Here is a 14,746-nt window from a genome sequence, read left to right as displayed (position 1 = left end):
AGGATCCCTCCCATGACAGTGAAGCCACTCCAGCTACTGGCCGCCGTAGCCGAAGAGAAAGCCTGCGGGCAAGCCCCCGCCCTTGCCCCACGTCCTTTATTGGTTTGCCTTTCTCACCTTCGCTGGGGGTTCGTGTACCAGCGTCCCCAGCACTTGATGTCCCGCATGGCACGCCGATACGACGTGCTTTTTTTTGAAGAGCCCCTCCCGGCGGACGGGGCTACGGCGTACCTGGACGTGTTCCCGCAGCCCAGCGGGGTGACGGTGGTCACCCCTCGCCTGCCCGCCGGGCTGGACGCTGCGCACACGGATGCCTCGCTGCGGGATTTGCTCGATGGTTACTTGCGGGACAACCCGCACCCTGAGCTGCTGTTGTGGTATTTCACGCCAATGAGCCTGACGTTCAGTGAACACCTCGCCCCCCGGGTGACCATTTACGACTGCATGGACGAGCTGTCTGCGTTCCATGGGGCGCCTCCGGAGCTGGTCGCGCGGGAAAAACAGCTGCTGGCCCGCGCGGATGTGGTGTTCACCGGCGGTGTGAGTATCTGGGAAGCCAAGCGAACCCAACACGCCAATGCCCACGCCATGCCCAGCAGCGTCGACATCGCTCACTTCGGCGCGGCGCGCAATGGCCTGGCCGAGCCTGAAGACCAAGCGTCGATTGCCCACCCCCGGCTGGGCTTCTTCGGGGTGATCGACGAACGCTTCGATATTGCGCTGGTTGAGGCCGTGGCGCGCCAGCGGCCGGAGTGGCAGTGGGTGATCCTGGGGCCGGTGGTGAAGATCGACCCCGCTTCCCTGCCGCAGCTGCCCAACATTCATTACTTGGGTGGCAAGGCCTATGACCAGCTGCCGGCCTACCTGAGCGGGTGGGACGTGGCGACCATGCCGTTCGCCCGCAACGAGGCCACCCGTTTCATCAGCCCCACCAAAACCCCGGAATACTTGGCGGGCGGTTGCCCGGTGGTGTCCACCTCTATCACCGATGTGGTGCGCACCTATGGCAACAGCGAAGTGGTGCACATTGCCGACGAGCCTGCGAGCTTCATCGCGGCGGTGGAACAGGCGCTCACTCAACGCCAGGCACCGAAGCAACTACGCGCTGCGGCGGACGAAGCCCTTGAGGGCATGTCATGGGACAACACTTGGAACGCCATGATGGAGCAGATCCAATGCCTCGGATAACCCTGGAACAGGCCTGCGCCAACGCGGCCACGGGCAGCGCCGAAGGCCGCCCCTACTACGATTACCTCGTGGTGGGCGCCGGGTTTGCTGGCAGCGTGCTTGCCGAGCGCCTGGCCGCAGGGCTGGGAAAGCGCGTGCTGCTGGTGGACCGGCGTGATCACGTAGGCGGCAATGCCTATGACCACTTGGATGAAGCCGGTGTGATGGTGCACCGCTATGGCCCGCACATCTTCCACACCAACGCCCAGCGCATCGTGGATTACCTGTCGCGCTTTACCGAATGGCGCCCCTACGAGCACCGGGTGCTGGCTCAGGTCCGCGACCAACTGGTACCCATCCCGATCAACCTCACCACCCTCAATACGCTGTATGGCCTCGATATGGATGAGGCTGGCGCGCAGGCGTTTCTGGCCGAGCGCGCCGAGCCGGTAGAGCCGCTGCGCACCTCCGAAGATGTGGTAGTGAGCCAGGTAGGGCGTGAACTGTACGAGCTGTTCTTCCGCGGCTACACCCGCAAACAATGGGGGCGGGACCCTTCCGAGCTCGACCGCTCGGTAACCGCAAGGGTGCCCACCCGCACCAATACCGACGACCGCTATTTCGCCGACACCTTCCAGATCATGCCGCTGCACGGGTATACGCAGATGTTCGAGCGCATGCTGGACCACCCCGGCATCGATATCCTGCTCAGCACCGACTTCGCGCAGGTGAACCAGCAGATCGACCGCGGCCATCTGGTGTACTGCGGGCCGGTGGATGAGTACTTCGGTTTCCAGCTGGGGCGGCTGCCGTACCGCTCCCTGCGCTTCGAGCACAAGACCCTGGCTCAGGAGCAGTTCCAGCCGGTGTCGGTGGTCAATTACCCCAGCGAAGACGTGCCCTATACCCGCATCACCGAGTACAAGCACCTCACCGGCCAACAGCATACCCATACCAGCCTCACCTATGAATTTCCCAGCAACGAGGGGGACCCTTACTACCCCGTGCCGGCGCCGGAAAACGCAGCGCTTTACCAGCAGTACAAGGCGCTGGCCGATGCCACGCCGGGCGTGACCTTCCTTGGCCGGCTGGGGACCTACAAGTACTACAACATGGACCAGGTAGTCGGCCAGGCGCTGGCGCTGTATCAACGGCTGGAAGCTGAACACGGCGAGGCGGACGCGGGGGCGCAGACCTATGCATCGGCCTGAAGCCTTTGCGAGCTTTTTGATGGGCGGCTTCGAATGTTCCAGTTGTCGGCGCAAGGACGGGCGCCGGCTCGACCTGCTCGCCGGTACCGGCCACGACCGCTGGGCCACCCAGGACTATCAGGCGATACAGGCCCACGGCATGCGCACGGCGCGCGACGGGCTGCGCTGGCACCTGCTGGAGCCTCGCCCGGGCGTTTACGACTGGAGCAGTTTCGACCATCAATTGGCCGCCGCCGAGGCGACTGGCATGCAGGTGATCTGGGACATTTGCCATTATGGCTTTCCGGATGGCCTGGACGTCTGGCAACCGGCCTTCGTGGAACGCTTCGCGCGCTTTGCCGGCGCGGTCGCGGCGCACGTGCGGGAGCGCAGCGATGCCGTGCCCTACTACTGCCCTATCAATGAGATCTCCTTCTGGGCGTGGGCCGGTGGTGATGTCGCCTATTTCAATCCGGGCGCCACGGGCAGGGGCATGGAGCTCAAACACCAACTGGTACGCGCCAGCATCGCGGCGATCGAGGCGGTGCGTGCGGTCGAGCCGCGGGCGCGCTTCGTGCAGGCTGACCCACTGATCAACGTGCGCGCCGCACCGGGCCGGCCCGGTGATGCGGAACCGGCCGAGCATTATCGGCAAGCGCAGTTCGAGGCCTGGGACCTGCTCAGTGGAAAAGCCTGGCCAGGGCTGGGCGGGCGCCCCGACTACTTGGACATGCTGGGGGTCAACTTTTACCCGCACAACCAGTGGTACCTCAATGGCGGAGCGATCCCCTTCGGCCATGAACACTTCAGGCCTTTGGCAGGGATGCTCAAGGAAGCCCATGTACGGTATGGCCGCCCACTGGTGATCACCGAAACCGGTGCCGAGGGCGACGCCCGCGAACCGTGGCTGGACTATATCGGCCAGCAGGTCGCCCAGGCCCTCGCCGCTGGCGTGCCGCTGGAAGGTGTGTGCCTGTACCCAGTGCTTGATTACCCTGGCTGGGATGACGATCGCCATTGTCATACCGGCCTGCTGGGGTTCGCCGATATCCACGGCCACCGACAGGTGCATGGGCCGTCCGCGGCCGCGCTCAAACGTATGGCGCAACGCTGCGGTATCGCCGCCAGCGCCCCCAATAGCGTCGATCCATTGCCCAAAGAAGGAACCGCGGAGGTGTCATGAACAGGGGTATTCCGCCGCGCGGCGCAGGCCGGTTCCTGTGGCAGTACGTGTGTCGGCACCCGGTGGCCTATGGCAGCCTCGCGGTGTTCATTGTCGGCGGTGCCAGCTGCGCGGTCGCCGTGCAATACGGCATGAAACTGCTGGTAGACACCATGAGCGAAGCAGGCCCGGCCAGTAGACGGGTGTGGATGCCGTTCGGTCTGTTCATCGCCTTGATCGCCGTGGAAAACGTGTTCTGGCGCCTGGGTGGATGGCAGGGTTGTCGAACCGTGGTGAGGAGCTGCGCGGAAATGCGCGTAGACCTGTTCAGCCACCTCACCGGCCACCCCATGCGTTACTTCGCCGAGCATTACTCTGGCGCGCTTGGCAGCCGTATCTCTGCCACCGGCACCGCCGCTGGCGCGGTGTATGGCGCACTTATCTGGAAAATCACCCCGCCGTGCGTGGATTTCATCGGTGCGGTGGTAGTGCTCGCCACAGTAAGGGTTGAAATGGCCCTGGCACTGGTGGCGTGCGTGTTACTGGTCGCGGTGATCATCACGTATTTCGGCATACGCGGGCGTAGCAAGCATCAGCGTTTCGCCGCGCACGCCGCGAACGTAGGCGGCGAACTGGTAGACCTTGTCACCAATGTGTGGACGATCAAAGCGTTCTCTGCCCGGGAGCGGGAGCGCAAGCGCCTGGACGAGAAGATCCAGGCCGAGGCGCGGGCGCAGCAACGTAGCTGGCTATACCTGGAAAAAGCCCGGGTATTCCATGACGTGTGCCTGGCGCTGATGGCGGGTGGGATGCTGGCCTGGGCCATCCAGTTGTGGACGCGCAGCCAGGTCACCGCCGGCGACGTGGTGCTGGTCAGCGCGCTTACCTTCCGCATCCTTCATGGCTCCCGCGACCTGGCCCTGGCGCTGGTGGACACCACCCAGCACCTGGGCGCGATCGCCGAAACCTTGAGCATCATCGCCCAGCCCCACGGCCTGCCGGATCACGACATGGACTGGCCGGTGCGCCAGGGCGCGATCGACATCGACCAGGTGAGCTACGCCTACCCGGGCGGCAATGGGGTGCTGGACAGCGTGAACATACGCATCGAGCCAGGCCAGCGTGTGGGTATCGTCGGGCCGTCCGGCGCGGGCAAAACTACCCTGATCGGGTTGCTGCAGCGGCTGGATGATGTAAGCCGAGGTGCGATCCGCATCGACGGGCGGGACATTCGCGAGATGAGCCAGGACAGCCTGCGCCGCCAGATCGCCGTGGTGCCGCAAGAGCCGGCGCTGTTCAACCGCACCATCTTCGAAAACATCCTCTACGGCCGCCCCGAGGCCAGCCGCGAGGAGGTGTATGCCGCGGCGCGCAACGCCTACTGTCACGACTTCATCGAACAGCTGCCCCAAGGCTATGACACGCCGGTGGGCGAGCGCGGGGTGATGCTGTCTGGCGGCCAGCGCCAACGGCTGGGCATTGCCCGGGCGTTTCTGAAGAACGCGCCGATCCTTATTCTCGACGAAGCCACCGCCGCCCTGGATTCGCGCTCCGAAGCCGTGATCCAGGCGGCGCTCACCGACCTCATGCAAGGGCGCACCGTACTGGCGGTGGCGCACCGCCTGGCGACCATCGCCGCGTTCGACCGGGTGCTGGTAATGCGCGCGGGGCAAGTGGTAGAAGACGGCCACCCTGACCACCTGCGCCGTGGCGGTGGATTGTTCGAAGCGCTGTGGCAGGCGCAAACCATGCCCGAGGTATCGCCGGGGAACGAGGTTGGTTGAGCGAGATTCAGCCCGTGCTCAACCTATCGCTTCCAGCCGCGTCACCACTTCCGGCGCCAGCTGTAGTTGCCCTGCGGCAATGTTCTCCCGCAAGTGGGCCACACTCGACGTGCCAGGAATCAACAAGATATTCGGCGAACGTTGAAGCAGCCAGGCGATAGCCACCTGCATCGGTGTTGCGGCCAGTTCCCCGGCCACCGCCTCCAGCTCGGTGGACTGCAACGGGCTGAAGCCTCCTAGCGGGAAGAACGGCACGTACGCAATGCCTTCGGCAGCGAGCGCGTCGATAAGCAGATCGTCGCTTCGGTTGGCCAAGTTGTAGAAATTCTGCACGCAGGCGATAGGTACGATGCTTCGCGCCTCGGCTACCTGTGCGGCGGTCACGTTACTGACCCCAATGTGCTGGATCAACCCTTGGGCCTTGAGCTCGGCCAGCGTGCCGACCGCTTCGGCGATGGAACCTTCAGCCGGGCTGTGCAGGCCATGCATGCTGCGGAAATTCACCACGTCCAGCTGTTCCAGGCCGAGGTGGCGCAGGTTGTCATGCACGGCCGCGGTCAGCTCGGCAGGGGAAAGCGCTGGCAGCCAGCCGCCTTGCGCATCGCGCCGGGCACTGACCTTGGTGACTAGGGTGAGCCCTTGCGGGTATGGGTGCAGCGCCTTGGCGATCAACTGGTTGGTCACGTGCGGCCCATAAAAATCCGAGGTGTCGATGTGATTCACGCCCAGCGTTACTGCCTCTTGCAACACGGCAATGGCGGCGTCCGGGTCCCGGGGCGGCCCGAACACGCCCGGGCCGGCCAACTGCATGGCGCCGTAGCCCAGGCGGTTGACCTGCCGATCGCCCAGCACATAAGTGGTAGTGGTCATGAAACACGCTCCGTCAGCCAAGTGAGCGGCCACTATAGGCGGGAGGTGCCTGCGCGATAATTGGCTATAGTGCGCACACCCTGTACGGAGCGGCGAACAATGACGGTGGACCTCAACGACGTACGCGCCTTTATCGCGATTGCCCAGGCGAAGGGCTTTCGAGACGCCGCAAGGCGCACCGGCGCCAGCGCGTCGAAACTTTCCGATGCCTTGCGCCGGCTGGAGGCGCAGCTGCAGGTGCGGCTGTTGCATCGAAGCACGCGCAGCGTGGTGCTGACCGAGGCAGGCGCCAGGCTGCTCGAAGCGCTGGGGCCCGCGATAGCGGACGTTACCCGCGCACTGGACGCAGTGCGGGGCACGGACGAGCAGCCTGCCGGCACCTTGAAACTGAATGTGCCGGTGGTGGCCGCGCGGCTGATCCTGCCTCGGCTGTTGCCGGGTTTTCTGGCCAGCTATCCCGCCATCAAGGTTGAAGTGATCGCCGATGATCGCTTCGTGGACGTGCTGGCCAGTGGTTGCGATGCGGGTATCCGCTACGAGGAAGGGCTGCAGCAGGACATGGTGGCCGTGCCCATCGGCCCGCGTACCCAGCGGTTTGCCCTGGCGGCAGCGCCGGCATACCTCGAACGGCACGGCATTCCGCAACACCCTGACGACCTCGCCGGGCACGCCTGCCTGCGCGGCCGCTTCGCCAGTGGTGCCGTGCCCGCCTGGCTGTTCGAGCAGGATGGCCAACAGCTGGAGGTGGAGCCCGAGGGCCCGCTGGAAGTCCAGATCGGCGGGGCAGCCGAGCTGCTGGTGGACATGGGGATCGCCGGCAGCGGGCTGTTGATGCTCTTCGAAGACTGGCTGCGCCCGCACTTTGAACGTGGAGCGCTGGTACCCGTGATGGAAGCCTGGTGGCCGACGTTCAGCGGGCCGTTTCTGTATTACCCGGGCCGCCGCCACCTCCCCGCACCGTTGCGGGCCTTCGTGGATTACATCCGCGCGCATGGCCCAGGCAGCCCTGCCCTGTCCGCCGTAGCCGCGCGTCCCCTGGTTTAAAGCCGCCTCGCCACGCGCCGATAACCCGTGAGGCAGCTACCTGCCTTTTCAGCGAGAGCGTTTGATGGACACCCTGTCGGCCAGTGACCGTGAGCATGTGCTCGAGAATGCCACCGCCCAGTTCTGGAAGCACATCGCGCCCGTGGTGAAGATCGCTTTCGAGATTCACGTGGTGCTGTTCGTGCTGTTTCTGGCGCTGGACCTGCGCCCGTTGTGGCTAGGGAACATAGCGAGCATTGCCGCCTATGTGGCCTGCCTGCGCGCTATTAGCCAGAAACGCTTTCAGCTGGCGGGCATGGTGATGTGTTCGGAGATCATCCTGCACGCGATGCTGGCGACCTGGGTGCTGGGCTGGGAAAGCAATTTCTACTTCTACCTGTTCTGCATCGTGCCGATTCTGTCGTTCAGCTTTCAAACGGCGCCGTTGCGCCGGATGCTGCTGAGCATGGCCATCCTGCTGGTGGCCATTGGCGGTTTCGCCCTGCGTCACCGCCTGGGTGGGGCCTATGCCGTCTCGCCTCTGTTGATGGAAACATTCGGCTTCATCAACCTGTTCACCGCCACAGCGCTGCTGCTGCACGCCACCGTGTTATCGGTACGCTACTCGCTGACGATGCAATTCCATCAGTTTCATAGCGCCAACCGCGACAGCCTCACCAACCTGTATACGCGCCGGCGGATACTCCAGCAGGCACGTCAGCTTCCGCAGAGCGTGCCGGTATCGGTCGTGTTGCTGGACGTGGACCATTTCAAGCAAGTCAACGACCGCCACGGCCACGACCAAGGCGACCGTGTATTGCAACGGGTGGCCCTGACGATCAGCGACAGCGTGCGGGATACCGACATGGCCGCGCGTTGGGGCGGAGAAGAGTTCCTGGTGTTGATGCTTGCCACGCCGCTGGGCGAAGCGCGGAACGTAGCAGAGCGGATCCGGGCGCGCCTGAGTGATGCAGCCGATGCCCAGGCACTGACCGTGACCGCAACACTCGGGGTGGCGCAGCTACGCCCGGGCGAGACGTTTCGCGATCTGTTCAGCCGGGCGGACCAAGCCTTGTACCTGGGTAAACAGCAGGGCCGTAACCGGGTGATGCTGGCTGACTGACGTCGCCGTTGGTCGCGCAACAGCCATCGGCGCTGTAGCGCAACGGTGATACGGCCGATAGCCCGTTACAGCACTTTGCCACCTTTGAGCCGAGCCGTATGTCAACCGCCCTTCAGTCGTTCGAACCTCCGCGTTCCGGCAGCCATGCTCGGTTGGCCCGCCGTTCCGCCTGGCTGGTCACAGCCCTTATGTTGTGCCTGTTCCTGGGCGCCAGCAGCGTGGTCACCCAAGTGGCATCCACGCTCAACCACGATGAAATACAGCGCAACAAGCACCTGGCCAGGACGGCAGGCGAGGCCTGGCTTACCAATATCACCTTCACCTTGCTGGACTTTGCGTTCTGGGACGAAGCCTACGAACACACCCACGGCAAGGTGGACACTGCGTGGACCACTCAGCAGGCGGGCATGGGCCGGTCTCTGCTATCGCAATATGGCCTCAACGCGGTGTTTATCGTGGATGCGCGGCAGGTCACCCGCTACGCCTTCGTGGCCGGCGAATTCGATGATCGACAAGCCCCGGACTGGATCAAGGGTGACCTGTCGGCTCTGCTGGCGCAGGCCCGCGCCAAGGCTGGCCAGCGCGCTGCGGTAACAGGGTACTTTCTCGTAGACGGTCGACCCGCCGTTGTCGCAGCCGCCGCTATCCAGCCGCTGTCCTACACACTGACTACGCCCACCAGCGAGCTGGCCTACCTGGTGTTCGTGGACGTACTAGGCCCGGTTTCGCTGCAGCGCATGGGCAGCATCTATGGCTTGCCTAACCTGCGCCAAGGCAGCGCGCAGTCACCGGTCAGCCTCCAGCTGTCAGACGATCCGCCGGTGTATCTCACCTGGGACATTGCCACCCCAGGCGCCACCTTTCTCAGGATGGTGCTGCCACTGGTACTGCTGACGTCGCTGATCTTCGGTGGCGGCGTCTGGTTGCTGCTGCGCCGCTCCATTCGCGCGGCCGAGCAGATCGATCGAGGCCGTGAAGCCATGCGCTTGAGCGAGGAACGCTTTCGCGATATTGCCGAGGGCGCGTCGGACTGGATCTGGGAAACGGACGCCACCCTGCGCCTGACGTACCTTTCAAGTCGCTTTCGCACCGCCACGGGCTTCGACACTTCGCAGTGGTTGGGCAAGCCGCTGCACCAGTGTCTGAACCTCAGCGCGGGTGTATTTGACACCTTGGCCTCGCAGCCTGAAGGCCATCGCCAGGTAATGCCCTGCGCCCATACCGATGCCCAGGGCGGCCAACGGTTGGGCAGCCTGCACGCGCGTGCCATCCGTGAGAATGGTTGTGTGGTTGGCTATCGCGGCACCGTAAGCGACGTGACCGAGGAGGCCGAGGCGCAGGCGCGCATCGCTTACTTGTCCGGCCATGACGCGCTCACCGGGTTGCCCAACCGCGGGCAGGCCTATCGGGTGCTTCAAGCCCGGCTAGCCGATGGCACCTGTACCAGGGCGTTCGCGATATTGTTCATCGACCTCAGCGGGTTCAAGCAGATCAACGATTGCCTCGGGCATATCGCGGGCGACCAAGTGTTGGTAAAAGTAGCGCGGCGCCTGGGTGAGGCCCTGCAAACCGATGATGTGCTGGCACGGCTGGGCGGGGACGAGTTCCTGATCATCACGCCCAGGGTTGCCCAGGAGTGCTTGAGTGAACTGTGTGAAGGTTTGCTGAGTGACTTCACTCCGCCAATCGTTACCGCCGAACACGAACTGCGCCTTGGGCTGTGCATCGGCATCGCCCAGGCGCCGGTGGACAGCACCGATGCCGAGGAGCTGCTGCGCCTGGCCGATATTGCGCTGTATGAAGCCAAAGGCCGTGGCCGTCACGGCTGGCAGCTGTACAACGCCGAGATGAAAACGCGCATCCACGAACGCCGGCAGCTGGAGCAGGACCTCAAGCACGCCATTCAACACGATGAATTCACTGTGGTGTTCCAGCCACGCTTTGATATCACCGGCGCGCGCATCCTCGGCGCCGAGGCACTGGTGCGCTGGCAGCACCCGGAGAAGGGCCTGCTCAGCCCCGCGGTGTTCATTCCGCTGGCGGAGGAAACCGGCCTCATTGTCGCCCTCAGCGACATTGTGATGCGCCGCGCCTGCGCGCTGGTGGCTACCTGGCCGGAGCCGGTGTTTGTATCGGTGAACCTGTCCTGTATCGAATTCATGCGCAGCGACCTGGTCGCTCGTATCGAGCGAACCTTGGCGGCCACTGGGCTACCCGCCTCCCGGCTGGAGGTGGAAGTCACCGAAAGCGTAATGATCGACAATGCCGACGGGGCCCTGGCGTTGATGGTCCAGCTCAAGAAGCTGGGCGTGAAACTGTCCATGGACGACTTCGGCACCGGTTATTCATCGCTGAGCTACCTCAGCTGCTATCCGTTCGATGGCATCAAGATAGACCGCAGCTTCGTGATGAACCTCAGCGACCCCAAAGCCAACAATCAGGCCATTGTCAGCGCGGTGGTCGCCATGGGCAAAAGCCTGGGCATGGTGGTCACTGCCGAGGGTGTGGAAACACCCGAGCAACTCGAAGTGCTTGCCACCCTGGGCTGCGACCAGGCGCAGGGTTACCTGCTCGGCCGCCCCATGCCCCCTGACGCCCTGGCGACCTTGCTGCTGGCGCAGCATGCCGTGGCCGCGCAAACCGAGACCAGCCAATAACCGGCGGACTGCCTTGCGGTTGCCAATCCTTTGGTTTCGGTTACTATCGCCCCGCCGGTTTCCGAGAGGAACTAACAGGGAATCCACCAGGCCACGGCCTGAAACGGAACTGCCCCCGCAACTGTAGGCGGCGAGCGTGCTCTACACATGCCACTGGGAACACCCGGGAAGGCGTGGGCACGTCAGGACCCGCCAGTCAGGAGACCTGCCGGCCACCTATACAACCACTGACCGGCGGGGTGACCGGGAAGGGCATTTCCGTGACCCCGGGCCGTGGCCAGGCGGGGCTTGCGGCCATGTGCTTTCCAGCGCTTGCCGCGACGGCCCAACGCTGGAGACCTGCCGTTGAACATGCTCTGCCGCCCTGCACTCACCCTGTTACTTGCGTTGCCAACGGCTGCCATCGCCGCGCCGGCGCACTACCCGCTCACGGTTGAAAATTGCGGCAAGGCGCTCACGTTCACTCAAGCGCCCCAGCGCGCCGTGACCATCGGCCAGGCCGGCACGGAAATGCTCTATGCGCTGGGGCTGGGGGACCGGTTGGTGGGCACTTCGCTGTGGTTCGATCAGGTACAGCCTGAGTACGCGGCGCAAAATGCGAAGGTGGAACGCCTGGCGGACAACGAGCCAAGCTTCGAGGCCGTGCTGGCCAAGCGGCCACAGCTGGTGGCGGTGCAGTTCGAATGGATGGTGGGCCCTCAGGGTGCGGTAGGTACCCGCGAGCAATTTCACGACCTGAATATTCCCACCTACCTGCTGCCTTCAGACTGCGAAGGCAAGGACAACCTCAAGGGCGCCGACGGCACCCGCCTCGAAACCTTCGACATCGCAAGCGTATACAAGAGTGTGCGCCAGCTAGCCGAAATCTTCGACGTCACGGCACGTGGCGACGCACTGGTGGAGCAGTACAAGGCGCGGCTGGCCCAAGCGGTTACCCGTACCAGGCAACACCCGGGCAAGGACGTTTCAGCGGTGGTGTGGTTTTCAAGCGCGGACATCGCCAGCGATCCCTTCGTAGCCGGCAAGAAGGGCGTGGCCGACTTCATGCTGAACACGCTAGGCATTCATAACGTGGTGGAGTCCAACGAAGAATGGCCCACCGTTGGCTGGGAAACGCTCGCCCGCGCCAACCCCAGCCTGATCGTGATCGCCCGCATGGATCGCCGCCGCTTCCCCGCCGATGACTATGAAAAGAAGCTGGCGTTTCTGAAAACCGACCCCGTTACTCGCAACATGGACGCGGTTAAAAATGACCGCATCGTGATACTCGACGCCGATGCGATGCAGGCCAGCACGCGGTTGTTCACCGGCATCGAGCAATTGGCCGAAGCCAGCGAGCGTTACGCCCGATGAGGCATGGCATGCTGGCCTTCGCCAGGCCCTTGTCGTGGAGCCTACCGCTGCTGTGTGGCGCGTTGCTGCTGGCAACCGGCATCGGCGAAACCTCCCTCGACCTGGGCGTGGTGCTGAAGGTGCTAGCCAACAAGCTCACGGGCGCTGCCTGGGCAGTGGACCCGATCGACGAAGGCATCGTATGGAATTACCGCTTGCCCCGCGCCCTGGTGGCCGGTGCCTGCGGCGCGGGCCTGGCGATCTGCGGGGTGATTCTCCAGGCATTGTTGCGCAATGCCTTGGCTGAACCCTACCTGCTGGGTATTTCCGCGGGCGCTTCCACCGGGGCGGTGATGGTGTCCGTGGTCGGCGTGGGCGGCGGCATCGTTTCGCTGTCGGTGGGGTCGTTCCTTGGCGCGCTGTTGGCATTCGGGCTGGTGGTTTTACTCGCCCGCTCCTCACGGCTCAGTGGCAGCGCGGGGTTGATCATCCTGGCGGGAATTGCCAGCTCGCAGCTGTTCAACGCACTCACCGCGTTCGTGATCGCCCGCTCGGCCAATGCCGAGCAAGCCCGCGGCATCCTGTTCTGGCTGCTGGGCAACCTCAGCGGCGTGCGCTGGCCCTCGGTGGGCCTTGTCGTGCCGGTCGCCGTATTGGGCCTGGCCTTATGCTGGTGGCAGCGCCGGGCATTGGACGCGTTCACCTTCGGGGCAGATTCGGCCGCCTCGCTGGGCATTGCAGTGGGCCGGGTGCAGGTGCTGTTGATGACCTGTGCGGCGCTGGTTACGGCCGTCATGGTGTCCCTGGTGGGCTCCATCGGCTTCGTTGGCCTGGTGATTCCTCACGCGCTGCGCCTGTTGGTGGGGCCGGGCCATGCCCGGGTGGTCCCGCTGTCCGCCGTGGCGGGCGCGGTATTTCTGATGGCGGCGGACGTGGTGTCGCGCACCCTCATCAAGGGGCAGGTATTGCCGATCGGGGTGATTACCGCGCTGATCGGGGCGCCGGTCTTCGCCGGGCTGCTGTTGTACGGAGAGCGGCACCGATGAACAGCGCTCCGCTTCTCGCCTGCCACCGCGCAAGTTTCCACCGCAACGGCGTGCCATTGCTGGCAGGTGTATCGCTTGAGGTCTACCGCGGCGAACGGCTGGGCATCGTGGGGCCCAACGGCTCGGGAAAATCCACCCTGCTCAAGCTGATGGCCGGGATCGCCACGCCCAGCACCGGCCACGTTCAACTGACGGGCCGGTCAATGGCTGACATGAACCGCCGGGATGTGGCGCGGCTGCTCGCGCTGGTGCAACAGCACGCAGACACCCGCGAACGCATCAGGGTGTGGGATGCGGTGGCGCTGGGGCGCACGCCATGGTTGTCGGCGCTGGCCCCGTGGGGCGCCGAGCACGACCGGGCCGTGGCACAGGCGCTGGAAGCGGTAAACCTGGCGCACCTGGCCCAGCGGCCTTGGCACAGCCTTTCCGGCGGGGAACGGCAGCGGGCACATCTGGCCCGGGCGCTGGCCCAGCAGCCGCGGTTACTGCTAATGGACGAGCCCACCAATCACCTGGACATTCGCCAGCAGCTGTCGCTGTTGCGGTTGATCCACAGCCTGCCGGTCACTACGGTAATCGCCTTGCACGATCTCAACCAGGCGCTGGCCTGCGACCGGGTGGCGGTACTGGATGGCGGGCGGCTGGTGGCGATCGGGGCACCTGCGCAGGTACTTACCCCAGAGCGCCTTGCTCACACGTTCGGGGTGCATGGGCGATTGCTGGAAGACCCAGGGCAGCGCCCTGTCCTGGTGTTAGCACCGCTGGAATGATTCGGTAAAATCAACTGTATCTAATTGGGAGACAGTGAAGTTCATTTGTGCCAGATTGTCCCCATACCTTCCGCTCCGTAAGCTTCTCTACATCGCCGGCACACACGGCAAACCTTGAACTTACGGAGCGACACACATGACCGTCACCAAAGACACCACCGCTACGGTTGGCCGCGTTCTACTGGCCACGCTGTTCCTGCTCAGCGGTGCCGCCAAGGTTGGCGCACCGGCGGCAACGCTTGCGTACATCCAGTCCAGCGGCATGCCCTTCCCGATGCTGGGCTATGCAGGCGCCATTGGGGTAGAGCTGGGGTTGGCCAGCCTGTTGGTGATCGGCGCGCAAACCCGGCTGGTGGCTTTGCTGATGGCGGCCTTCGCGGTGGTTACGGCGGTGCTGTTCCACAATTCGCTCGGCGACCAGGGCCAGTTCATCAACTTCTTCAAGAACATCTCTATTGCCGGTGGCCTGTTGCAGGTCGCGGCCTTCGGCGGCGGCGCCCTGAGCGTCGACGGTTGGCTGGCGCGCCGCCGGGCTAACAGCTCCCTCCAGGCGGTGTAGGCCTGGCAAAGCCAGCGTTGCGCCAAGCCAAAAAAGCACAGAGGTACAAGCCCTGGCCTCACC

General features: G+C 64.4%; 12 protein-coding genes and 1 riboswitch. Of the genes, 11 read left to right on the top strand and 1 reads right to left on the bottom strand.

What is annotated here, in order from left to right:
• The first annotated feature begins 12 nt into the window (after positions 1 to 12).
• The 4 genes from LG385_RS07490 to LG385_RS07475 are packed head-to-tail and all read left to right on the top strand — an operon-like array spanning position 13 to position 5,303.
• Positions 13 to 1,188, top strand: coding sequence for a glycosyltransferase family 1 protein (locus LG385_RS07490; protein WP_225773704.1), 1,176 nt, complete (start codon positions 13 to 15; stop codon positions 1,186 to 1,188).
• Positions 1,176 to 2,378, top strand: coding sequence for a UDP-galactopyranose mutase (gene glf, locus LG385_RS07485; RefSeq protein ID WP_225773702.1), 1,203 nt, complete (start codon positions 1,176 to 1,178; stop codon positions 2,376 to 2,378). Before LG385_RS07490 ends, glf begins: the two co-directional genes overlap by 13 nt.
• Positions 2,365 to 3,540 (top strand): beta-galactosidase, encoded by a 1,176-nt coding sequence (locus LG385_RS07480; RefSeq protein WP_225773700.1) that lies wholly within the window; start codon positions 2,365 to 2,367, stop codon positions 3,538 to 3,540. Before glf ends, LG385_RS07480 begins: the two co-directional genes overlap by 14 nt.
• On the top strand, positions 3,537 to 5,303 hold the full coding sequence (locus LG385_RS07475; RefSeq protein ID WP_225773698.1) for an ABC transporter ATP-binding protein: 1,767 nt from the start codon (positions 3,537 to 3,539) through the stop codon (positions 5,301 to 5,303). Before LG385_RS07480 ends, LG385_RS07475 begins: the two co-directional genes overlap by 4 nt.
• Positions 5,304 to 5,321: 18 nt before the next feature.
• Here the strand turns inward: LG385_RS07475 and LG385_RS07470 are convergent, their stop codons facing one another.
• Positions 5,322 to 6,173: an aldo/keto reductase family oxidoreductase gene (locus tag LG385_RS07470; protein WP_225773696.1), complete on the bottom strand. Its 852-nt coding sequence runs from the start codon at positions 6,171 to 6,173 to the stop codon at positions 5,322 to 5,324.
• A 99-nt stretch (positions 6,174 to 6,272) separates the two neighbouring features.
• On the opposite strand from LG385_RS07470, the gene LG385_RS07465 reads away from it, so the two are divergent.
• From LG385_RS07465 to LG385_RS07435, 7 genes are all read left to right on the top strand, one after another.
• Complete coding sequence (locus LG385_RS07465; protein ID WP_225773694.1) at positions 6,273 to 7,217, top strand: LysR family transcriptional regulator; 945 nt, start codon at positions 6,273 to 6,275, stop codon at positions 7,215 to 7,217.
• A gap of 64 nt (positions 7,218 to 7,281) precedes the next feature.
• On the top strand, positions 7,282 to 8,319 hold the full coding sequence (locus LG385_RS07460; protein WP_225773692.1) for a sensor domain-containing diguanylate cyclase: 1,038 nt from the start codon (positions 7,282 to 7,284) through the stop codon (positions 8,317 to 8,319).
• A gap of 98 nt (positions 8,320 to 8,417) precedes the next feature.
• The gene (locus tag LG385_RS07455) at positions 8,418 to 10,976 is read left to right on the top strand and encodes an EAL domain-containing protein (protein WP_225773690.1); all 2,559 of its coding nucleotides are present in this window, start codon (positions 8,418 to 8,420) and stop codon (positions 10,974 to 10,976) included.
• A gap of 38 nt (positions 10,977 to 11,014) precedes the next feature.
• Positions 11,015 to 11,204, top strand: a riboswitch (cobalamin riboswitch).
• 123 nt (positions 11,205 to 11,327) lie between these two features.
• Complete coding sequence (locus tag LG385_RS07450) at positions 11,328 to 12,329, top strand: ABC transporter substrate-binding protein (RefSeq protein ID WP_225776193.1); 1,002 nt, start codon at positions 11,328 to 11,330, stop codon at positions 12,327 to 12,329.
• Positions 12,330 to 12,337: 8 nt separating this feature from the next.
• Positions 12,338 to 13,354 (top strand): FecCD family ABC transporter permease, encoded by a 1,017-nt coding sequence (locus LG385_RS07445; RefSeq protein ID WP_225773688.1) that lies wholly within the window; start codon positions 12,338 to 12,340, stop codon positions 13,352 to 13,354.
• Positions 13,351 to 14,124, top strand: a complete 774-nt coding sequence (locus LG385_RS07440; RefSeq protein WP_225773686.1) for an ABC transporter ATP-binding protein — start codon at positions 13,351 to 13,353, stop codon at positions 14,122 to 14,124. The genes LG385_RS07445 and LG385_RS07440 overlap by 4 nt, the downstream gene beginning before the upstream one ends.
• A gap of 136 nt (positions 14,125 to 14,260) precedes the next feature.
• Positions 14,261 to 14,683, top strand: a complete 423-nt coding sequence (locus LG385_RS07435) for a DoxX family protein (RefSeq protein WP_225773684.1) — start codon at positions 14,261 to 14,263, stop codon at positions 14,681 to 14,683.
• The last annotated feature ends 63 nt before the right edge of the window (positions 14,684 to 14,746 follow it).

This window comes from Pseudomonas sp. Marseille-Q5115, assembly GCF_916618905.1.
Classification (GTDB): domain Bacteria; phylum Pseudomonadota; class Gammaproteobacteria; order Pseudomonadales; family Pseudomonadaceae; genus Aquipseudomonas; species Aquipseudomonas japonica_A.
Note: the sequence above shows the minus strand (reverse complement) of the source record. Positions and strands in the feature narration are given on the sequence as shown.

Bases quoted from the DNA above. Each gene is read 5' to 3' on its own strand.
- LG385_RS07490 (WP_225773704.1), top strand. From the start codon at position 13: ATGACAGTGAAGCCACTCCAGCTACTGGCCGCCGTAGCCGAAGAGAAA.
- glf (WP_225773702.1), top strand. From the start codon at position 1,176: ATGCCTCGGATAACCCTGGAACAGGCCTGCGCCAACGCGGCCACGGGC.
- LG385_RS07480 (WP_225773700.1), top strand. From the start codon at position 2,365: ATGCATCGGCCTGAAGCCTTTGCGAGCTTTTTGATGGGCGGCTTCGAA.
- LG385_RS07475 (WP_225773698.1), top strand. From the start codon at position 3,537: ATGAACAGGGGTATTCCGCCGCGCGGCGCAGGCCGGTTCCTGTGGCAG.
- LG385_RS07470 (WP_225773696.1), bottom strand. From the start codon at position 6,173: ATGACCACTACCACTTATGTGCTGGGCGATCGGCAGGTCAACCGCCTG.
- LG385_RS07465 (WP_225773694.1), top strand. From the start codon at position 6,273: ATGACGGTGGACCTCAACGACGTACGCGCCTTTATCGCGATTGCCCAG.
- LG385_RS07460 (WP_225773692.1), top strand. From the start codon at position 7,282: ATGGACACCCTGTCGGCCAGTGACCGTGAGCATGTGCTCGAGAATGCC.
- LG385_RS07455 (WP_225773690.1), top strand. From the start codon at position 8,418: ATGTCAACCGCCCTTCAGTCGTTCGAACCTCCGCGTTCCGGCAGCCAT.
- LG385_RS07450 (WP_225776193.1), top strand. From the start codon at position 11,328: ATGCTCTGCCGCCCTGCACTCACCCTGTTACTTGCGTTGCCAACGGCT.
- LG385_RS07445 (WP_225773688.1), top strand. From the start codon at position 12,338: ATGCTGGCCTTCGCCAGGCCCTTGTCGTGGAGCCTACCGCTGCTGTGT.
- LG385_RS07440 (WP_225773686.1), top strand. From the start codon at position 13,351: ATGAACAGCGCTCCGCTTCTCGCCTGCCACCGCGCAAGTTTCCACCGC.
- LG385_RS07435 (WP_225773684.1), top strand. From the start codon at position 14,261: ATGACCGTCACCAAAGACACCACCGCTACGGTTGGCCGCGTTCTACTG.